The following is a 20,181-nucleotide window of genomic DNA, read 5'->3' as shown; positions in this document are numbered from 1 at the left end:
TAGCAAAATCACGATGCGCGGCGACAGCGATCGTTCAGCCACAGCAGATTGCCTACTTCAAGGTGCAATGCGACTCGTGCCATTGACCGTCATGATGCGTACGCGCTGACCGACACGAAAGACTTGGTTGGGCTCAACTTCCTGTACATAGGCGCGCATGTTCCCATCGTCCTCCCGTACCGTGATTTCAACCCCCTGTGCACGGGTGATGCCCTCCTCCGCCGCGGCGCCGAGCATGCCGCCTGCCACCGCGCCGATTACCGCTGCAACCGCACTGCCACGGCCACCGCCGACGCCACTGCCGGCAATACCGCCCACCACGGCACCCGCACCGCTACCGATAGGCGTTTTGGTGCCCTCGAGCTTGACTGGACGTAGTGATTCGATAGTTCCGTAACGGACGGTCTGAACCGTTCGTGCTTCGTCGCGGGAATAGGAATCCCCGGTGAGGTTCGATGTACAACCGCCGATGGTCAGCGCTATGGCGGTAAACGAAGCAACAAAGATGGAGTTGCGCATGAAGTACTCTCCTCGAAACGGGTTGGCATTCCCGACCGCATCGCCTGAGTGCCTGCGACGAACAGACACTTGGCAGCGGTCTCGACCTTACTCAGCATTCCTGAACTAAGACCTTACTTTACCCGAGGCGATCCCGCCCCGCATGTAAGCTGCTGTTCAAGCTGTTTCACGAGACGATCCAATGGATTATTTCATCATCACCGTTGTCACGCTCGCCGGACTGGTTTTTCATGCCTGGCTGTTTGTGCGCTTCAGGCGCTGGGCGGACCGGGATCTGGCGTTATCCCTGGCGGGAAACGATCCAAAAAAGCGAGAGTGGGCATTGCAGCGCCTCGCAGCAGCGAAGGGTGCCGTGTGAAAAGGAAGGATTTGCAGATTTGGCTGGAGCGAGAAATGGGGCGCTACGATGCCGAATGACTCATGGTGGAGCCGGTTATACCGGCCTCCGCCATAGTCGCAGTCATGCTCCGAATGTAACAGCGGTCAGGGCGCCAGACGCTCGCGCTGCCAGTTATTGGAGACGCACCGATAGTTGAGACGATCATGCAGACGGCTGGGCCGCCCCTGCCAGAATTCCATCCGCTCCGGCAGCAAACGGTAACCTCCCCAATGGGGAGGACAATGAGGCGCCTGATCGAGAAAACGTTGCTCGGTCTCGGCGAGCAGCCGCTCGAGCTCGGCCCGATCACGAATCGCTCGACTTTGCGGTGAAGCCCAGGCCCCCAAGCGGCTCCCCAGCGGCCGCACCTGGTAATAGGCGTCCGACTCGGCAGCACTGACTTTCTCGACCCGCCCCTCGATTCGCACCTGACGTTCCAGGCTAGGCCAGAAGAAGGTCATTGCAGCAAACGGACGAGCCGCCAGCTGCTCGGCCTTGGCACTGTCATAGTTGGTGAAGAACGTGAAACCCCGACCATCCAGCGCCTTGAGCAAGAGCACACGGCAATGCGGGCGACCTTCGGCATCGACCGTAGCCAGCGTCATGGCGTTCGGCTCGACTGGCAACTGCTCCGTCTGCACCGCGTCAGCGAACCACTGGCGAAAGAGTGCAAAAGGTTCGTCCGGCGCATTCGCTTCGCTGAGCCCTTCGCGCGTGTAGTCGCGCCGCATGTCGGCCAAGGTCTGGGTCATCTCGGAATCCTGGAAACAGTCGAAGCTAAAAGTTTATCGATTTGCTATTGGGTCCCGCTTGATTCAACACAACAAGGCCAAACAAGAACTCGCTTTAGCGGCTTGGTTATTTGGCCTTGGTCACTTCTGCAACCGCAACCTGGGTCTCTTTGGTGGGCGCCTCGCTGTACTGGGCGACCAGCGACAGCAACGTCGGCTGAGGTGCCAGCACCATTTCGACTCGACGATTCAGAGCACGGCCTTCCTCGTTTTCATTGGACGCGCGCGGCATATCCGAGCCCAGCCCTCGAATGCGCAGACGGTCGTGCTTCAAGCCGCTGAGACGAAAGATCGCCGCAACGGCACCGGCACGCTGGCGGCTGATGTCGCGATTGATTTCTAGCGATCCGGTGCTATCAGCATGACCAAGCACGATGACGGCGGTTTTCTCGTCACCTTCGACCAGTTTCGCCACGCGGCTAAGGGGGCCAAGTGTCACAGGCAGCAACATGCCAGGGCGGTCGGGGTTGAACGATGCATCGACCGGCGCAGTGACCACCAGCACACCCTCACGCCGCTCGAGTTCGAAGCGACTGTCTTTCAATGCATCGCGTAGCCGCGGCTCGTAGCCATCCAGCCAGGCATGATCGATAACAGTCTCCGGCACAACGACCGTCTCTTTTGGTTTCTCGCTGTTGGAGCTACAGCCACCAATGACCATGCAGAGAATGAGGAAGGTGCTTTTCGGCAAGTTCATGAGCCAGGTTCCGTGAGGTGAGTTGGCGAATACAGGTTGCGTTGGATCTACACGTAGCTTAAGCAAGGATTTGTCTTAAATTGTGGACGCAGGTCATTGTTATGAAAAGCTCTGGCATGGCGAACAGACGAGCGGTTCAAGCCAAACAAGCGTTCACGGCACGAGCCAAGGTCTGCGCACGTGGGTCCATCAAGACATAGGGACCTAGCGTATTGGTGACATAGCCGAACGCCAAGTCGCGTTGCGGGTCGGCGAAACCGACGCAGCCACCCGCACCCGGATGGCCAAAGGCGCCGGCCCCCGTGCCGAACGTTGCGTTCTCCACATCCGGCTGATCCAGCCAGCAACCCAGGCCGAAACGGGTGCGACTCAGCAGCGTACGGTCTTCACCGATGCAATGCTCGCGGGTCATCTCGGTCAACAACTCATAATCGAGCAGCTCACCTCGCAGCAATCCGTCATAAAAGCCGGCCAGTGCCCGAGCATTGCCGTGTCCGTTAGCGGCGGGCTGAACCATTCGGCGCCACTCCGGCTTGTTGGCACTGTTCATGATCGATGGCGGGTTGGTGAACGCGCGGGCGGTCAGCGACTGCGGATCGCCCGTCAACGCCTTGAGCATGCGCTGAGCAGCCGCATCGCCGAAATTGTTCTTCTGCCTGGTCAAGTAACCGACCCGGTCGAATTCGGCGTCGGCCAGTCCCAGATGAAAATCCAGCTCCAAAGGTCGGGCAGTACGCGCGACGATCGCTTCGCCCGGCTCACGGCCGTCGGCGCGGCGGATCACCTCGCCGAGCAGCCAGCCGTAGGTAATCGCGGCATATCCATGACCATCACCTGGCGTCCACCACGGTGCCTCCGCCGCCAAAGCCTTGATCATCGCCTCCCAGTCGTACAACGCCTCTGGGGGCAGCGACTGTCGGATAGCAGGCAGCCCGGCCTGATGGCTGAGCAGCTGCCGCAAGGTGATTGCCTGCTTGCCGTTGGCGGCGAACTCCGGCCAAACACGTGCGATAGGTTCGTCCAGCTGCAGCTTGCCTTCGCCTACCAGTTGCAGGGCGGCGACCGCAGTAAAGGTCTTGGTGCAGGAAAACAGATTGACCAGGGTGTCGCTTTGCCAGACTTGCTCACCGGCATTGTCGGCTACGCCGGCCCAGAGATCCACGACGGTTTCGCCGCCAACCTTCACACAAACCGCCGCTCCGCGCTGCTGGGTCTGCTCGAACAGATCGCTGAACGCGTCTTTGACGGCCTCGAAACGAAGATCGAAATATCCTTGAACCTGCACGTTCGCGCCCCTTGGTTATTAACTATCCGGCGCATTGTTCCAGCCGCGCCGACGCAAGAAAACAGACTCGACGTCGATTACCGAACCATCAGCCGTTTGAATAAGCCCCCATGCGGCGTACCGGATCGCCGCGAAAGGAGTTAGCTGATTTCTCTTCGAAACGGGGGCAATGCATTGAGGATGGCCTTGCCGTAGCGTTGAGTGACGACCCGACGGTCAAGCAAAGTAATCGTGCCGCGGTCCTCTTCGGTTCGCAGCAATCGGCCACAGGCCTGGACCAGTCGCAATGACGCATCGGGCACGGCAATTTCCATGAAGGGATTGCCGCCCCGCGCCTCGATCCATTCGGCAAGTGCAGCTTCTACCGGATCATCGGGAACGGCAAACGGGATCTTGGCGATCACCACCTGCTCGCAATAGGCGCCCGGCAGATCGACGCCTTCGGCAAAGCTCGCCAGCCCGAACAGCACACTTTTCTCCCCGTCATCTACGCGCGCTTTGTGCTTGTTCAGCGTTTCCTGCTTGGACAAATTCCCTTGGATCAGTACCCGACGGCGCCAGTCACGGTCCAGCCCATCGAATACGTCCTGCATCTGCTTGCGTGACGAGAACAGCACCAGCGTTCCGCGCGAGGCTTCTACCTGCGCCGGCAGGTCACGCACGATCGCGGCCGTATGCGCGGTCGCATCACGAGGGTCGGCGTTGAGGTTGGGAACGCGCAGCACGCCGGCATCGGCATGATGAAACGGGCTCGGCACCACCGCAGTCACTGCGCAACGCGGCAGACCGGCACGCATGCGGTATCGATCGAAACTGTTCAGTGCAGTGAGGGTTGCCGAGGTCACCAGCGCGCCGTAGCAGACATTCCACAGATTACGCCGCAGCGTCTCGGCGGCCAGGATCGGGCTGGCGTTGACCTCGATATCGAATAGCGCGCCGCCTTCGGCCAGCGTCAGCCAACGTGCCATTGGCGGGCTATCTTCCGGGTCGTCGACAGTAAATGCCGTCCATAGCTCCCAGTTGCCTTGAGCGCGGGTCAACAGGCTGCCGAATAACGGGTACCATTCTTCGGCCTGATGACTGGCGATGCCGACACCCGCCTCGCCATCCATCGCTTCCTTCAGCAGCTCGGTCAACCGCGTGAACAGATCGTTAAGCTTGGCGAAGCCCTTTTTCAGCTCGATGCCCAGTTCGATCAGGTGTTCTGGCACCACGCCCCCGACGAAACGGTGTCTCGGCCGTTCGCGCCCTTCCATGTCTTCGCCCGCCTTGAAATCCGCCAATTGCTCGCAGGCGCTGAACATGAATTGCTGCTGACTGCGCAGGTCCCGGGCGATCTCCGGCACCGCCTCGATCAACCGACCCAGATCACCCGGTAGCGGATGCTGGGCGAGCAATTTGGTCAGGTTCTTTTCGATCTGCGCGAGCCAGTCGGCGGTGGAGCGCAGACGGGTAAAGTGTGCGAAATGGCCGATGGCCTTGTCTGGCAGATGATGACCTTCATCGAAGACATAAAGCGTGTCACGCGGGTCCGGCAGCACCGCACCGCCACCCAACGCCAAGTCGGCAAGCACCATGTCGTGGTTTGTAACGATGACGTCGACCTTGGTCATGCCTTCCCGCGCCTTGTAAAACGCGCACTGCTGGAAATTGGGGCAGTGACGACCGGTGCACTGGCTGTGGTCTGTGGTCAAGCGCGCCCAGTCCGGATCGGCCAGCTCTTCCGGCCAGCTGTCGCGATCACCGTCCCAGCGATTGCCGGCCAGCTTCTCGATCATGCTGCCGAATAGCTTCTCGCTGCGCTCATCCACGTCGATGCGAAAGCCTTCTTCCTCGAAGAGCTGAGCGGTAGCGCTCTGCGCCTGGCCTTCCTGAAGCAGGACGTCGAGCTTGGATAAACACAGGTAACGGCCCCGCCCCTTTGCGAGCGCGAAGGAGAAATTCAAACCACTGTTGCGCAGCAGGTCCGGTAGATCCTTGTTTACGATTTGCTCCTGCAACGCGACGGTAGCGGTCGCGATCACCAAACGCTTGCCCGCTGCCTTCGCCGTCGGAATGGTCGCCAGACTGTAGGCAACCGTCTTGCCGGTACCCGTTCCAGCCTCGACCGCGACGACCGCAGGCTCACCGTCCCGGCGACCCTCGTCATCAACCTTGATCGCGCCCAGAACCTTCGCCACTTCGGCGATCATCAGGCGCTGGCCGTAGCGGGGCTTGAGGCCTTTGGCTTCGAGGAATCGCGAGTAGGCGCCCTGGATCTGGGACTTGAGTTCGGTGCTGAGCATGGGCGCGTGAGCTGTATATATTTTCAGTATTTCGGAGAGGTGGCTATGATAGCGCGCGTTTCTTCAATCGCCACCGGAGATTTACCGTGACCGCCTTCGCCCTACCCTATTCGCTCCACGTTCTGGCCGCCATGATCTGGGTTGGCGGTATGTTTTTCGCCTGGATGATAGTGCGCCCTGCCGCTGTCTCCGAACTGCAGGCTCCCGAGCGGTTGAAGTTATGGGCAGAACTATTTCGCCGCTTCTTCAAATGGGTCTGGATTACGGTACTGGTATTGCCGATCAGCGGTATCGGCATGTGGCACATGCGCTTCGACGGGCTGGCGGCGGCGCCCCGCTATGTACACATCATGGCTGGCATTTTTCTGGTGATGCTGGCGCTGTTTCTGCGTATCCAGTTGTTGCAGCTGCCTGAACTCAAGCGCGCTATCGCCGCTCAAAACTGGCCGGAGGGTGGCGCGGCGCTCGGAAGAATCCGCCGGCTGGTGGGTATCAATCTGCTGCTGGGACTGCTGGTCATCGCGCTGGCCAGCGCTCGTCCATTGTTCTGAACCAGACGAATCGACTCGACGGCATGAAAAAGCCGGGCGCAGTGCCCGGCTTTTTCATTTCAGCCGCGCCTCAAGGGCGTGCTTCTACTTCCGCTTCTACACGGCGGTTGATGGCCCGCCCTTCATCGGTCGAGTTGTCGGCGACCGGACGAGACTCTCCATAACCCACTGCGTCGACTCGACTACCATCCAGGCCATGCTGATTGACCAGCACGTCGCGCACGGCGTTAGCACGGCGCTCGGACAGACGCTGGTTGTACGCATCGGTACCAACCGAGTCGGTATGCCCCTCGACAACGGTCGAGGTCTGACCGTACTGCTTCATGAAGTCAGCCAGATCCTTGATGTCGGCCATGCTGTCCTGCTTGACTTGCGCACGGTCGAAGTCGAACTTGACGTCCAGCTCGACACGCACGGGCTCGGCCATGGGCTCTGGTTCAGGCTCGGCAACCGGCGTTGGCTCGACGGTCTCGACCACGGCGACTGTTTCCTGTTCGGTACCGTTGGCCCAGCAGTACGCCGCAGCCACACCGCCACCGATCAAGGCACCGTACCCAGCGTAAGTGCTGCTTTCTATCGCACCCAACGCAGCACCGGTGACACCGCCGACCGCCGCACAGCTAGGCCAATCCTGCTTTTGCACCCCTGCACAGCCGGCCAGGAAGGTGGTCATTACAATCACGGGTACTGCTGTCCGTAAGCTACTCATCGGTAAAACCTCCTAGTTTGGAATCGGCCAGAGCGCCATGCGGGATGGCAAAGCGGCTCCAGTTATAACGAGACTAGGACGGCGCACGCCGTCGCGCTAGTCTTTACACCTTGGCAAAACATACGAACCGCAATCTGCAGCGTGCAGTACGTAACTTCGAGGATCCCGGCTTGATCGCATCCGGCTCACTACAATCGCCGCAACAGGCACTGGCCGCACTGCTTGAGCAGTACGTGCCGATGCGGCTCCTGCAGGTTGGCCGTAGCGCCATGCCAGCAGTCGATGCGTTCAGCCGCAGCCATCTGAACAGCCACATCGACCACGCCCCGACCGCTCCGCTGCCCGTGGAACTGGCGAGCCAACGTTATGATCTGGCGATCGTCGCCGATTGCCTCGAACATTTGCCCAAGCACGAAGGTCTGCAACTGCTCGGTGGCATCCGCAATCTCAACGCCAACCGAATCGCGGTTCTGATCGACCTCAATGCATGCGACTGGCAGGCCACCGACTTCTTTGCCCTCGCCCTGCAGATCAGCGCGCACTTCGAACGTGACCGCCAGACCCTGACCCTCTTCACCTACGACCTGCTTGCTTACAAGCAGGTTCCGGATTGGCTGAATGCGAAGTTTTGGGCCAATCCCCAGATGTTCGGTAAATATTGGTGGTGAATCGATGATCAGCGACACACAACATGACGCCAATTGCCCTTGCGGCAGCGGCGACTCGCTCAGCGAGTGCTGCGGGCGATACCACGGCGGCCAGCCGGCGCCGAGTGCGGAACAGCTGATGCGTTCACGCTATAGCGCCTACGTCTTAGGGCTCGTCGATTATCTCAAGGCCACGACGCTGCCCGTGCAGCAGCAGTCGCTAGACGTGCAATCGATGAGAGACTGGAGCGCCACAAGCACCTGGCTCGGGCTGGAAGTGGAAGACAGCCAACTCATTGGTGGGCAACCGGAACACGCGTTGGTGACGTTCACCGCTCGCTGGCACGATCCGGCGGGACAGCATGCGCAGCATGAACGTTCGGCTTTCGTTCAGCACGACGGGAAATGGTATTTCATCGATCCGACCGTCCCACTGAAAGCCGGTCGCAACGATCCCTGCCCTTGCCGCAGCGGCCAGAAATTCAAAAAGTGCTGCGCTGCCTATATATGAAAAAGGCCGGCAAACGCATCGCGCCAGCCGGCCTTCTTTCACGATTTCACTGAGCTTACTTCTCGACGAAAGCACGCTCGATCAGATAATGCCCCGGGTCGCCCATGCGCGGCGAAGCCTTGAGGCCGAAACTGTTCAGCACCTCGCTGGTTTCAGTCAGCATGCTCGGACTTCCGCAGATCATGGCGCGATCATCTTCGGGATTTATTGGGGGCAGACCAATGTCAGTGAACAACTTGCCGCTGCGCATCAGGTCGGTCAGGCGTCCCTGATTTTCGAACGGCTCGCGCGTCACGGTCGGATAGTAGATCAGCTTTTCTTTCAGCGCTTCGCCGAAGAATTCGTTCTGCGGCAGGTGCTCGGTAATGAATTCCCGATAAGCGACTTCGTTCACGTAGCGCACGCCATGAATCAGCACGACCTTTTCGAAACGCTCATAGGTTTCCGGATCCTGAATCACGCTCATGAAAGGCGCCAAACCGGTACCCGTGCTCAGCAAATAAAGATGCTTGCCTGGCAGCAGGTCGTCCAGGACGAGCGTACCGGTAGGCTTACGGCTGATCATCAGCGAGTCGCCTTCCTTGAGGTGCTGCAGGCGCGACGTCAGGGGGCCATCCGGAACCTTGATGCTGAAGAACTCTAGATGCTCTTCATAATTCGGGCTGGCGATGCTGTAGGCACGCATCAATGGTCGGCCCTCGACTTCGAGACCGATCATCACGAACTGGCCATTTTCAAAGCGCAGCCCCGGATTACGGGTGGTTTTGAAACTGAACAGCGTGTCGTTCCAATGATGAACACTGAGGACTCGCTCGACGTTCAGGTTACTCATGTTACGGATTCCCCTTCTAGCTCGCGAAGAGCACGCTTTGATATTTACGAGAGTTTACCGGCATCGTTAATATCCGCTAAGTGAATATTAACGATATATGTTATCGGTTATATAGATATGCATTTTACGCTGCGTCAGCTTCAGGTATTTGTCTCCATCGCCCGCCAGGAAAGCGTTTCCCGCGCAGCGCAAAGCCTCGCGCTGTCCCAATCGGCTACTAGTACTTCGTTGGCCGAACTGGAGCGGCAATCGGGCTGCCAGTTGTTCGACCGCGCCGGCAAGCGCTTGTGGCTCAATTCACTAGGTCATCAACTGCTGCCGCAAGCGGTGAGCCTGCTGGATCAGGCCAAGGCCATCGAGGACCTGCTGGCCGGCAAGACCGGATTCGGCTCACTCAACGTCGGCGCAACCCTTACGATTGGCAACTATCTCGCCACCTTGCTGATTGGCAGTTTCATGCAGCGTCACCCCGAGTGCCGAGTGAAGCTGCATGTGCAAAATACGGCGCATATTGTCCATCAGGTCGCACAACATGAACTTGACCTGGGTCTGATCGAAGGCGATTGCCAGCACCCCGATATCGAGGTGTTGCCTTGGGTAGAAGATGAGCTTGTGGTCTTCTGCGCACCGCAACATGTCCTGGCGGGACGCACCGAAGTAAGCATGGAAGAGCTTTCGCGTGAGGCGTGGATCCTTCGTGAACAGGGTTCTGGCACTCGGCGGACATTCGACCACGCGATGCGCCATCATCCCGCCAAACTGAATATCCGACTCGAACTGGAACATACCGAAGCGATCAAGCGCGCCGTCGAATCAGGTTTGGGGATCGGCTGCATATCACGGTTGGCACTGCGCGATGCGTTTCGGCGCGGCAGTCTGGTTGCGGTGGAAACACGCGAGCTGGATCTGACTAGGCAGTTTTATTTCATCTGGCATTCGCTGAAATACCAGACTGCCGCGATGCGCGAGTTCATCGAACAATGCCGGGCACTGACTGCGGGAGTGCAGCGCAGTGACGAGATCGTCCTGCCATCGATCGCCTGATACGTAGATCGTCTCGGTATAGATCCGTTACGGCCTGCCTCTCTTCGGCGAACCGTGACGTAGCCAGCCCTGTATCAGCTGCCCGGAATCGAACCCATCTGTTGCAACAGCAACGCCGCCTGTGTCCGGGTACGAACGCCTAGCTTGCGGAAGATCGCTGTGACATGCGCTTTGATGGTCGCCTCGGACACGCTCAGCTCATAGGCGATTTGCTTGTTCAGCAGGCCGTCACACACCATGGTCAATACCCGGAACTGCTGAGGCGTGAGGCTGGCGAGACCCTCACTGGCCGCCTTGGCCTCGGGGCTAACATGGGCGACGTCCTGAATATTGCTGGGCCACCAGACGTCGCCGTCCAGCACCATTCGCACCGCTTCCTGAATGGTTTCCAGCGAGCTGGATTTAGGAATGAAGCCACTGGCACCGAATTCGCGAGAACGGGCGACAACCGCCGCGTCTTCCTGAGCGGAAATCATCACTACCGGCAGCTGAGGATACTGCCCTCTGAGCAGGACCAGTCCTGAAAAGCCATAAGCGCCCGGCATATTCAGATCCAGCAGGACCAAATCCCAATCTACGGCCCGGGTCAGCTGAGCTTCCAGCTCGGCGATGCTCGCCGCTTCGGACAAATGCACGCCGTCGCCCAGACCAAGCGTCAAGGCTTGCTGGAGCGCACTGCGGAATAGGGGATGATCGTCAGCGATAAGGATTTCGTAAGCAGCCATGGCAGACCTATGATTTTTTTATTGGCGCTTTCACCGGCCTGAGCCGGATGCCGACTTCAGGTCGAAGAACCCGAGGCGTTCCTGATGGACCGCGGTGATGATATCGCGCCACCACTCGAAATTCGATCACCGTTCCGCATTTAATCAAGGCCCCAGCCTAGTGGGCCGATGAATCTATGGCCAATCGCATCGCTTTGATGCACAGTTCGCAGGTTTCCCCAGACGAACTCAAACATGCGTAACCAAGCCCTTCGCGCTGATTTCCTGATGCTCATTACGGCCATGATCTGGGGCAGCGCTTTCGTCGCACAGCGGGTCGGAATGGATAACATCGGCCCCTTCCTTTTTACCGGCCTGCGCTTCGCCCTGGGCGCCATCGTTCTTTTGCCTCTGCTACTGCATCAGGGCCGTGGAGCGGCTCGGCACGAGCCTTTCTTTCAGCGCAGCCTGCTGTTGGGCGGCCTCTGCATGGGGCTTGCGCTAACACTGGGCATCAATCTGCAACAGGTCGGCCTGCTCTTCACCAGCGTGACCAATTCCGGCTTTATCACCGGCCTGTACGTCATCGTCGTACCTCTGCTGGGGCTGATCATCGGCCAGCGAACCGGGGCAGGCACTTGGTTAGGTGCGATTCTGGCAGTGTTCGGCATGGCCCTGCTCAGTATTGGCGAAAACTTCCAGGTCGCCTCAGGCGACTGGATACAGCTGGCCGGCGCTTTCGTCTGGGGCGTACACGTATTACTGGTGAGTTTTTTCGTCGGGCGCCACGACGCCATCCGCCTGGCCTTTCTGCAATTCGCCACCTGCGCGGTGGTCAGCCTGGTGCTGGCGGCGGTCTTCGAGGAAGCCAGTCTGAACAGCATCTGGCTGGCGGCCCCCGCGTTGATCTATGGCGGTCTATTTGCAGTGGGTGTGGGCTACACCTTGCAAGTAGTGGCGCAGAAGCACGCAATTGCCTCGCATGCGGCCATCATTCTGTCGCTCGAAGCGGTATTCGCCGCGATCGCCGGTGCGGTGTTTCTCGATGAAAGCCTCAGTATGCGCGGCTATCTCGGTTGCGCGCTGATGTTCGTCGGCATGCTCGCCGCGCAGCTTTGGCCGCGTAAGCCCCTGTCTATGGCTGTCGATAATGAAACTCCACAGACAGCCAGGCACTGATCGCAGCGACCCGATCAGCGCTCCCCGAACGCCGCCAGTGTTCGATGCGTGGCGTCATCCGGATCGGGCGTACGGTGATGCTTGGCACCCAGATAATGATCGGTGAATGCATCGAGCCAGACATCCAGTGCACAAGCGGCCTGAGCATCACCCGCCAGGCCCAGGCACAAAGCGGCAACTTCGGCAGTGCAAAGGTGTTCGCTACGCGTCGAGCGGCGCAAACGATAGCGTGACACCACTTCGGCCTGCAGACTCAACACGGGCAGGCCATTCAGATAAGGACTCTTGCGAAACATCTTGCGCGCTTCAGTCCAGGTCGCATCGAGCAGGATGAACAGCGGGCGCTTGCCTGAGGCCACTTCCACTTCTGAAACCACCCGCTCGGGCTCGGCATATTCGCCGGGAAATGCCACGATCGGCTGGTAGCGGGGATCGGCGAGCAGCGTCAGCAGGGCTGGATCCACCCCGACCCGCTGCCAGGTGAAGGCGTAGGTATCGGCGACGATATCGGCGATCAGCCAGCCGGTATTGCTCGGTTTCAGAGGCTCGATGTCATGCATGATCAGACACATTGCACTGTTCGCCGCCACTTGCGGAAGCCAGTCGCATAGGCAATGGCTACTAGCGACACGACAACGCGGACAGCGCGACGTACGCGATCCACGCGCGACGAAAGGCTTGGCGCTACGGGCCAGGCGCGCTTCGCGCAAACGGGCTACAGCATGTGGCATGAGCGTTTCGATCTGTCTGGGCGGGGCGGCAGTTTAGCAGCCTGGCCGGAAACCATGGCAGCAGCTGAACCGTGCCGGCGGAGACCGGTCGAACGACGGCAGTCACCAGGAGATCACCATGCACCGTCTGACCACTCTATTCACGCTCTGCCTCGCCCTACCCTTCGCTCACGCCGCCACGGCACAGGATCCGGCACTCGGCCCGTTACTCGAGAAAGTTGCGAGCGAAAGCAGCGTCGGAACACCGCGGGCAATCAACTCCGACCTCCTCGACGAAGGGTACAGCGTCGACGGCAATGAGCTGGTCAACCATTTGAGCGTCCAGCCCCGCCATGCCGCGCAGATGCGTGACAATCCCGAGCAGGTCCGCACGCAGCTGGCTGCAAGTGTTTGCAGCAATGATGGCCTACGTCAGCTGATGGATCAGGGCGCGGTGTTGCGCTTCGAATTCAGCGAATACGAAAACAAGAAGCCGATCACAACCGAAAGGTACCGTGCTAGCGATTGCTGAAAGCCCCTAAATTGCTGAAAGCTCCTTAAAAGGGCAACTGCATGCTGCCCTGCCGCCTGGCAAAAAAATCGTGCTCGCTTGCTTGTTACTGCTATGTCTTTATTCGATGAACAAGGCGGTTCGCAGCACCAAGCAAGCACGCGGCTGATATCGATCTCCGCGATGGGCTACCGTTAACATCAAAGGCACAAAGCATCGCCCAATCTTGGTCTGTTCCAAAGATTACTGGCAAGCTTAAGCACACCGCGCGAACCCCTCGCGCAAGGCGGCCTAGAGCAACGCCGCAGGAATGCAAGGGAGACGTAGTATGCCTTTCGAACCGAACGACGACTTATCACAACATTTCGCGACCAGCGGTGCCGGGCTGTCGAAAAGGGTTGATGACTTGGTAGCCTCGGTTGTACCGGCAGACAGCCCGAACCTCCCCCTTTACCGCGAAATGCTGATCACCGTTATGCGCATGGCGCAAGCGGATCGAAGCCGTTGGGATGCCAAGATAATGCTGCAGACCATGCGCGAAATGGAGCATGCCTTCAGCCGACTCGAACCGTTCAAACGGCGCCGCAAGGTCACGGTGTTCGGCTCGGCACGTACGCCCGTCGAGCATCCGCTGTATGCGCTGGCACGCGAACTGGGTGAAACCCTGGCGCGCTACGACCTGATGGTCATTACTGGAGCCGGCGGTGGCATCATGGCGGCTGCCCATGAGGGCGCCGGTACAGACAACAGCCTCGGGCTGAATATCACCCTACCCTTCGAGCAACGCGCCAACCCCACGGTGGACGGTACTGAGCATTTGCTGTCCTTCCACTTCTTTTTCGTGCGCAAGCTGTTCTTCATCAAGGAAGCCGATGCCTTGGTCCTGTGCCCCGGTGGTTTCGGCACGCTGGACGAAACATTGGAAGTACTGACGCTGATACAGACGGGAAAGAGCCCATTGGTCCCTGTCGTTCTGCTGGACGAGCCCGGCGGCTCCTTCTGGAAGGACGCGCTGGACTTCATGCGCCGCCAACTTGAAGGCAATCGCTACATACTGCCTACCGATATGCGCCTGATGCGGCTGGTTGATAACGCCGAAGACGCCGCCGTGGAAATTGACAAGTTCTACAGCAACTTCCATTCGAGCCGCTGGTGGAAAGACCGCTTCGTCATGCGCTTGAACTACCAGCTGACCGGCGCTGCGCTGGACGCTCTGAACACCGAATTCGCAGATCTTTGCTTGAAGGGTTGCTTCGAACAGCAGCCATGTTGCGCGATGGAACTGGATGAGCCGGAGTTGCGACAGTTGCCGCGGCTGAGCTTTGTATTCAATGGCCGCGATCACGGTCGCTTACGCGAGCTGACCGACTTCATCAATGAGCGGCAGAACTGGGCAGTTTCGCATGAGTGAACGACTGAAACACGGATAGGCTTGTCTATCCACCACCCAGACCCGGACATATGCTGCGAAAAGAATCAGCCGCGCCTCAACTATCGAGCGATCCGCGCTGCAAAAGCCGGCCTATCATATCCAGAGGGTAACCGCGGTAACTGAGGAATCGGCCCTGTCGAGCGCGTTCCCGCTGATCGCTCGGCAGCTCGCCGGCGAATTTGCGTATCCAGACCTCATGTAACTGCGCACCCCAATCGAAGCCGCTGTCACGCAACGCCTGCTCGATATCGTCACGGGCCAGCCCTCGCTGGGACAGCTCCTCACGGATACGCAAGGGGCCGTACCCCGCGTTTGCGCGCATGCGGACGAAGCTTTCCAGATAGCGTGTTTCGCTGAGTAGCCCCTCCTCGCTCAACCGATCCAACGCCGGCTCAATGAGTTCGGGCAGCGCGCCGCGCGTACGTAGCTTGCGGCTGAGCTCGATGCGCCCATGCTCGCGACGGGCCAGAAGATCCATGGCTGCCCGCCGCACGGCGGCGGGATTATCGAGCACAACCGGCATACGGATCAGAGATCGGCTTCAGCCAGATCTTCAGCAACCGGGTTGGCCTTGGTGTTCGGTGCGACTACCAGCAATTTGTCGCGGATCTGTTGTTCGATCTCGCGGCCAATTTCCGGATTTTCTTCCAGGTATTTAGCGGCGTTAGCCTTACCCTGACCGATCTTGTTGCCTTTATAGGCGTACCAGGCACCGGACTTCTCAACCAGGCCCTGCTGCACACCGAGGTCGATGACCTCGCCGTTGCGGTAGATGCCTTTGCCGTAGAGGATCTGGAACTCGGCCTGGCGGAACGGTGGAGCCACCTTGTTCTTGACCACCTTGACGCGGGTTTCGCTGCCCACCACCTCATCGCCTTCCTTCACCGCGCCGGTACGGCGGATGTCCAGGCGAACCGAAGCGTAAAACTTCAGCGCGTTACCGCCGGTTGTGGTTTCGGGGCTGCCGAACATCACGCCGATCTTCATGCGGATCTGGTTGATGAATATCACCAGGCAGTTGGCGTTCTTGATGTTGCCGGTGATCTTGCGCAGCGCCTGCGACATCAGGCGAGCCTGCAGGCCGACGTGGGTGTCACCCATTTCGCCTTCGATTTCCGCCTTGGGCACCAGCGCCGCCACGGAGTCGACGATGATCACGTCAACGGCATTGGAACGCACCAGCATGTCGGTGATTTCCAGCGCCTGCTCGCCGGTGTCCGGCTGGGAAACCAGCAGATCATCGACATTGACACCGAGCTTGCCGGCGTAATCGGGATCCAATGCATGTTCAGCATCGACGAAGGCGCAGGTAGCACCCGCCTTCTGCGCCTCGGCAATCACCGACAGCGTCATGGTGGTCTTGCCCGATGACTCGGGACCATAGATCTCGACGATACGGCCTTTCGGCAGACCGCCAATGCCCAGTGCGATATCCAGCCCCAGCGAGCCGGTAGAGATAGAAGGAATAGCCTGGCGATCGTGATCGCCCATACGCATGACCGCACCCTTACCGAACTGCTTTTCGATCTGGCCCAAGGCGGCGGCCAAGGCGCGCTTCTTGTTCTCGTCCATTACAATCCTCACTTGATCAAGAGGGCCAGAGGCCACGACAACTGTATAAGTAGACAGTATTAGAGCATAGGCAAAATAAAGCGCCTAGCCCTAAACCGATTTTTCTCCCGCCACGAGCCGGATCAATCCGACGAGCGCGGCGTCCACGCTCTGCTGACGTACGGCCTGCCGGTCGCCGTCGAACTGGAAGCGCTTGGCAACGATCTGGTCACCTGCCGCCCAAGCCAACCAAACGGTGCCAATCGGTTTCTCCGGCGAACCACCGCCTGGGCCCGCAATACCGCTAACGGCGACGCCGTAATGCGCTCTGCTGGCATGCAGTGCACCACGCACCATCGCTTTTACAACCTCCTGACTGACTGCACCGACCTGGGCGAACAAGTCGGCTGGCACGCCCAGCTGTCGTGTCTTCTGCGCATTTGAGTAAGTGACGAAACCCGCCTCGAACCAGGCCGAACTGCCAGCGATGCGAGTAATGGCTTCGGCGATGCCGCCGCCGGTACAGGACTCGGCAGTGGTGACCTGTGCACTGGCAAGCTGCAGCGCGCGACCCAGTTCGGCGGCGAGTGCTTCGGTCGGGTTCATCGCGATGTCCTCAGAGCAACGAAAAGCTACAGCCTACCTCAGCCAAAGGCGCCGTACAGCCGGTCTTCTCGTCGGCTAACTGGAATCAGCACGCAGTCCAAAGCTGTTCCGGATAATAAAAACAGCCCCGCCGAAGCGGGGCTGATTATCTTCAAGCGGAAGCTTTTCAGACCGTCGGAATGTCTGGATCGTCCTCGAACAGCTCGACGTCCTCGTCGGTCAGCTCGCCGTTGTCCGGATCCGACATGGGTGCGTCGTCGATGCCGGCGCCTTCCGGGTCACCGGGCAGCTGCGCAGACGAATCGGGATCGTTAGGGTCGCGTTGGTCTTGCATCATCCACCTCCAACGAGGCCGCCTGTGGCCTCCTGTCATTCGAGCGGCACAGCGATGGATCGTGCAGACCGCCAGTCAGGACCAGCCCGACGTCTCCCGCCGACATTCGCTTCCGACCGCGCCTAGCCCAGGCTGCTGGCCGTGATAACCTTGCGTCCGCCAAAAGGACGAGCCGCGGCTTCGAACCATTCGGCGCGAATGCAACCCGAACTGCTTGGCCTCAATCCTGCCCCACCGCAAACACTCGAACAGCTCTAAGCCATTGATGAAAAAAGATATTCAGGATCTTTCCAAACATACGCCCATGATGCAGCAATATTGGAAGCTCAAGCGCGAGCATCCGGATCAGCTGATGTTCTACCGCATGGGCGACTTCTATGAGCTGTTCTACGAGGACGCCAAGAAGGCTGCCAAACTACTGGATATCACCCTCACCGCGCGTGGCCAGTCGGGCGGTAATGCCATCCCCATGGCCGGGATTCCCTTTCATTCTGCCGAGGGCTATCTCAGCCGCCTGGTGAAGCTCGGCGAGTCGGTGGTGATCTGTGAGCAAATCGGCGATCCGGCCACCAGCAAGGGACCGGTAGAACGCCAGGTGGTGCGCATCATCACCCCTGGCACGGTGAGCGACGAGGCGCTGCTCGATGAACATCGCGACAATCTGCTGGCCGCTGTCGTCGGCGATGAGAGGTTGTTCGGGCTCTCGGTGCTGGACATCACCAGTGGTCGCTTCACGGTGCAGGAATTCGGCGGCTGGGAAACCCTGCTGGCCGAAGTGGAGCGGTTGAACCCCGCCGAACTGATGATCCCCGATGACTGGCCCGCAGGCCTGCCGTTGGAAAGACGCCGTGGCGTGCGCCGTCGCGCGCCCTGGGATTTCGACCGCGACAGCGCCTTCAAGGGCCTCTGCCAGCAGTTCGCGACCCAGGACCTGAAAGGCTTCGGCTGCGAAAAGCTGACCCTGGCCATCGGTGCCGCCGGCTGCCTGCTGACCTATGCCAAGGAAACCCAGCGTACCGCCCTGCACCATCTGCGCAGCCTGCGCCATGAGCGTCTCGACGACAGCGTGGTGCTCGACGGTGCCACCCGGCGCAATCTGGAGCTGGATATCAACCTCGGCGGTAGTCGCGACAACACCCTGCAATCGGTGGTCGATCGCTGCCAGACCGCCATGGGCAGCCGTCTTTTGAGCCGCTGGCTGAATCGTCCCTTGCGCGACCGCCAGGTATTGGAAGCGCGCCAGGACTCGATCACCTGCCTGCTGGAGCACTACCGCTTCGAGCAGATCCAGCCGCAGCTCAAGGACATCGGAGACTTGGAACGCATCCTTGCCCGTATCGGCCTACGCAACGCTCGGCCGCGCGACCTGGCACGGCTGCGCGACGCTCTGGCCGCCCTGCCACAACTGCAAGCGGGCATGCAGGAGCTGGTCGCACCGCACCTGATCGAACTGGCCGCGAGCATCCGCACCTACCCGGAACTGGCCGAGCTGCTGGCCAAGGCGATCATCGACAACCCGCCGGCAGTGATCCGCGATGGCGGCGTGCTGAAGACTGGTTACGACGCTGAATTGGACGAGCTGCAATCGCTGTCCGAAAACGCCGGCCAGTACTTGATGGACCTGGAAACCCGCGAGAAGGCACGCACGGGCTTGGCCAACCTCAAGGTCGGCTACAACCGCGTGCACGGCTATTTCATCGAGCTACCGAGCAAGCAGGCCGAATCCGCGCCCGCCGATTACATCCGCCGACAGACGCTCAAGGGCGCCGAGCGCTTCATCACGCCGGAACTCAAGGAATTCGAAGACAAGGCGCTATCGGCCAAGAGCCGTGCCCTGGCCCGTGAAAAACAGCTCTACGAGGAATTGCTGGAACTGCTGATCGGCCATCTGGCGCCGCTGCAGGACTCCGCCGCCGCGCTGGCCGAACTAGATGTACTGAGCAACCTCGCCGAGCGCGCGCTGACGCTGGATCTGAATCGTCCGCGCTTCGTCGAGCAGCCCTGCCTGCGCATCGAACAGGGTCGCCATCCGGTAGTGGAACAGGTCCTGCAGACGCCCTTCGTCGCCAATGACCTGGGACTCGACGACGACACCCGCATGCTGGTGATCACCGGGCCGAACATGGGTGGTAAATCCACCTACATGCGCCAGACCGCCTTGATCGTGCTGTTGGCACAGATCGGCAGCTTCGTCCCGGCCAAGGCTTGCGAGCTGTCGCTGGTAGACCGCATCTTCACCCGTATCGGCTCTTCCGATGACCTGGCCGGCGGTCGCTCCACTTTCATGGTGGAGATGAGCGAAACCGCCAACATCTTGCATAACGCCAGCGACCGCAGCTTGGTGCTGATGGATGAAGTGGGCCGTGGCACCAGCACCTTCGACGGCCTGTCGCTGGCCTGGGCCGCCGCCGAACACCTGGCCAAGCTGCGTGCGTTCACGCTGTTCGCCACCCACTATTTCGAGCTGACCGTGCTGCCGGAAAGCGAGCCGGTGGTGGCCAACGTGCACCTGTCGGCCACCGAGCACAACGAGCGCATCGTCTTCCTGCACCATGTATTGCCCGGCCCGGCCAGCCAGAGCTACGGCCTGGCGGTGGCACAACTGGCCGGCGTGCCGGGCGAAGTGATCCAGCGCGCCCGCGACCATCTGTCGCGCCTGGAAACCACCAGCCTGCCCCACGAAATGCCGAAAATAGAGCCCGGCCAACCCGCGCCGCCGCTGCAGAACGACCTGTTCGCCAGCCTGCCGCACCCGGTCATCGAGGCGCTGGGCAAGGTCCAGCCCGATGACCTGACCCCGCGTCAGGCGCTGGAGCTGCTATACAAGCTGAAAACGCAAATCTGACGGGCCGCAAAAAGCTGCTAGAATCGCGCGCATTTTTGGACATGAGCGGCATTTGCCTG

General features: G+C 60.0%; 20 protein-coding genes and 2 pseudogenes. 9 read left to right on the top strand and 13 right to left on the bottom strand.

What is annotated here, in order from left to right; genetic code table 11:
• Window positions 1-57 precede the first annotated feature (57 nt).
• Window positions 58-519, bottom strand: coding sequence for a glycine zipper domain-containing protein (locus GYM54_RS21120; protein ID WP_131648232.1), 462 nt, complete (start codon window positions 517-519; stop codon window positions 58-60).
• Between the two features lie 181 nt (window positions 520-700).
• Between GYM54_RS21120 and GYM54_RS21115 the strand changes: the two are divergent.
• Window positions 701-936, top strand: a pseudogene (locus GYM54_RS21115) (hypothetical protein).
• Window positions 937-1,002: 66 nt separating this feature from the next.
• Here the strand turns inward: GYM54_RS21115 and pdxH are convergent.
• The 4 genes from pdxH to dinG all read right to left on the bottom strand — a co-directional run bounded on the left by pdxH (window position 1,003) and on the right by dinG (window position 5,956).
• Window positions 1,003-1,650, bottom strand: coding sequence for a pyridoxamine 5'-phosphate oxidase (gene pdxH, locus GYM54_RS21110; protein ID WP_197444527.1), 648 nt, complete (start codon window positions 1,648-1,650; stop codon window positions 1,003-1,005).
• Between the two features lie 106 nt (window positions 1,651-1,756).
• Window positions 1,757-2,386: an OmpA family protein gene (locus tag GYM54_RS21105; RefSeq protein WP_197444526.1), complete on the bottom strand. Its 630-nt coding sequence runs from the start codon at window positions 2,384-2,386 to the stop codon at window positions 1,757-1,759.
• Between the two features lie 136 nt (window positions 2,387-2,522).
• Window positions 2,523-3,671, bottom strand: a complete 1,149-nt coding sequence (locus tag GYM54_RS21100; RefSeq protein WP_197444525.1) for a serine hydrolase domain-containing protein — start codon at window positions 3,669-3,671, stop codon at window positions 2,523-2,525.
• A 140-nt stretch (window positions 3,672-3,811) separates the two neighbouring features.
• Window positions 3,812-5,956 (bottom strand): ATP-dependent DNA helicase DinG, encoded by a 2,145-nt coding sequence (gene dinG / locus GYM54_RS21095; protein ID WP_197444524.1) that lies wholly within the window; start codon window positions 5,954-5,956, stop codon window positions 3,812-3,814.
• Between the two features lie 86 nt (window positions 5,957-6,042).
• Between dinG and GYM54_RS21090 the strand changes: the two genes are divergently transcribed.
• On the top strand, window positions 6,043-6,507 hold the full coding sequence (locus GYM54_RS21090) for a CopD family protein (RefSeq protein ID WP_197444523.1): 465 nt from the start codon (window positions 6,043-6,045) through the stop codon (window positions 6,505-6,507).
• 70 nt (window positions 6,508-6,577) lie between these two features.
• Here the strand turns inward: GYM54_RS21090 and GYM54_RS21840 are convergent.
• Window positions 6,578-6,934 (bottom strand): annotated as a pseudogene (locus GYM54_RS21840) (OmpA family protein); the annotation flags it as partial.
• Between the two features lie 452 nt (window positions 6,935-7,386).
• On the opposite strand from GYM54_RS21840, the gene GYM54_RS21080 reads away from it, so the two are divergent.
• Window positions 7,387-7,884 carry a DUF6231 family protein gene (locus tag GYM54_RS21080; RefSeq protein ID WP_197444522.1) on the top strand — a complete coding sequence of 166 codons (498 nt, stop codon included), beginning with the start codon at window positions 7,387-7,389 and terminating at the stop codon, window positions 7,882-7,884.
• 4 nt (window positions 7,885-7,888) lie between these two features.
• On the top strand, window positions 7,889-8,374 hold the full coding sequence (locus GYM54_RS21075; protein WP_197444521.1) for a YchJ family protein: 486 nt from the start codon (window positions 7,889-7,891) through the stop codon (window positions 8,372-8,374).
• Window positions 8,375-8,429: 55 nt separating this feature from the next.
• Here GYM54_RS21075 and fpr read toward each other — a convergent pair whose 3' ends face one another.
• Window positions 8,430-9,206, bottom strand: a complete 777-nt coding sequence (gene fpr, locus GYM54_RS21070) for a ferredoxin-NADP reductase (protein ID WP_131648222.1) — start codon at window positions 9,204-9,206, stop codon at window positions 8,430-8,432.
• Window positions 9,207-9,323: 117 nt separating this feature from the next.
• Between fpr and GYM54_RS21065 the strand changes: the two genes are divergently transcribed.
• Window positions 9,324-10,250 carry a LysR family transcriptional regulator gene (locus tag GYM54_RS21065; RefSeq protein ID WP_197444520.1) on the top strand — a complete coding sequence of 309 codons (927 nt, stop codon included), beginning with the start codon at window positions 9,324-9,326 and terminating at the stop codon, window positions 10,248-10,250.
• 74 nt (window positions 10,251-10,324) lie between these two features.
• Here the strand turns inward: GYM54_RS21065 and erdR are convergent, their stop codons facing one another.
• A complete protein-coding gene (erdR, locus tag GYM54_RS21060) occupies window positions 10,325-10,975 on the bottom strand; it encodes a response regulator transcription factor ErdR (RefSeq protein WP_131648220.1) in 651 nt (216 codons plus the stop codon).
• A gap of 234 nt (window positions 10,976-11,209) precedes the next feature.
• Here erdR and GYM54_RS21055 point away from each other — a divergent pair, with 234 nt between their 5' ends.
• Window positions 11,210-12,133: a DMT family transporter gene (locus GYM54_RS21055; RefSeq protein ID WP_131648219.1), complete on the top strand. Its 924-nt coding sequence runs from the start codon at window positions 11,210-11,212 to the stop codon at window positions 12,131-12,133.
• A gap of 14 nt (window positions 12,134-12,147) precedes the next feature.
• Here the strand turns inward: GYM54_RS21055 and GYM54_RS21050 are convergent, their stop codons facing one another.
• A complete protein-coding gene (locus GYM54_RS21050; RefSeq protein WP_197444519.1) occupies window positions 12,148-12,864 on the bottom strand; it encodes a tRNA-uridine aminocarboxypropyltransferase in 717 nt (238 codons plus the stop codon).
• A gap of 118 nt (window positions 12,865-12,982) precedes the next feature.
• On the opposite strand from GYM54_RS21050, the gene GYM54_RS21045 reads away from it, so the two are divergent.
• Together GYM54_RS21045 and GYM54_RS21040 are read left to right on the top strand one after the other, a co-directional pair.
• Complete coding sequence (locus GYM54_RS21045) at window positions 12,983-13,375, top strand: PA3611 family quorum-sensing-regulated virulence factor (protein ID WP_181102708.1); 393 nt, start codon at window positions 12,983-12,985, stop codon at window positions 13,373-13,375.
• A 307-nt stretch (window positions 13,376-13,682) separates the two neighbouring features.
• Complete coding sequence (locus GYM54_RS21040; protein ID WP_181102710.1) at window positions 13,683-14,765, top strand: LOG family protein; 1,083 nt, start codon at window positions 13,683-13,685, stop codon at window positions 14,763-14,765.
• Between the two features lie 76 nt (window positions 14,766-14,841).
• Here GYM54_RS21040 and recX read toward each other — a convergent pair whose 3' ends face one another.
• The 4 genes from recX to GYM54_RS21020 all read right to left on the bottom strand — a co-directional run bounded on the left by recX (window position 14,842) and on the right by GYM54_RS21020 (window position 17,277).
• Window positions 14,842-15,309 (bottom strand): recombination regulator RecX, encoded by a 468-nt coding sequence (gene recX, locus GYM54_RS21035; protein ID WP_181102712.1) that lies wholly within the window; start codon window positions 15,307-15,309, stop codon window positions 14,842-14,844.
• A gap of 5 nt (window positions 15,310-15,314) precedes the next feature.
• Complete coding sequence (gene recA, locus GYM54_RS21030; RefSeq protein WP_181102714.1) at window positions 15,315-16,358, bottom strand: recombinase RecA; 1,044 nt, start codon at window positions 16,356-16,358, stop codon at window positions 15,315-15,317.
• A 90-nt stretch (window positions 16,359-16,448) separates the two neighbouring features.
• Window positions 16,449-16,943 (bottom strand): CinA family protein, encoded by a 495-nt coding sequence (locus GYM54_RS21025; RefSeq protein ID WP_181102716.1) that lies wholly within the window; start codon window positions 16,941-16,943, stop codon window positions 16,449-16,451.
• Between the two features lie 166 nt (window positions 16,944-17,109).
• Entirely contained in the window at window positions 17,110-17,277 is a 168-nt protein-coding gene (locus GYM54_RS21020; protein ID WP_165914191.1) for a hypothetical protein, read from the bottom strand.
• A 277-nt stretch (window positions 17,278-17,554) separates the two neighbouring features.
• On the opposite strand from GYM54_RS21020, the gene mutS reads away from it, so the two are divergent.
• A complete protein-coding gene (mutS, locus tag GYM54_RS21015; protein ID WP_181102884.1) occupies window positions 17,555-20,122 on the top strand; it encodes a DNA mismatch repair protein MutS in 2,568 nt (855 codons plus the stop codon).
• Window positions 20,123-20,181 lie beyond the last annotated feature (59 nt).

Origin of the sequence: Pseudomonas sp. MTM4 (assembly GCF_019355055.1) — a bacterium.
Taxonomy (GTDB): Bacteria; Pseudomonadota; Gammaproteobacteria; order Pseudomonadales; family Pseudomonadaceae; genus Stutzerimonas.
The sequence above is the reverse complement of the archived record's forward strand: the minus strand, read 5'-3'. Positions and strand labels throughout refer to the sequence as shown.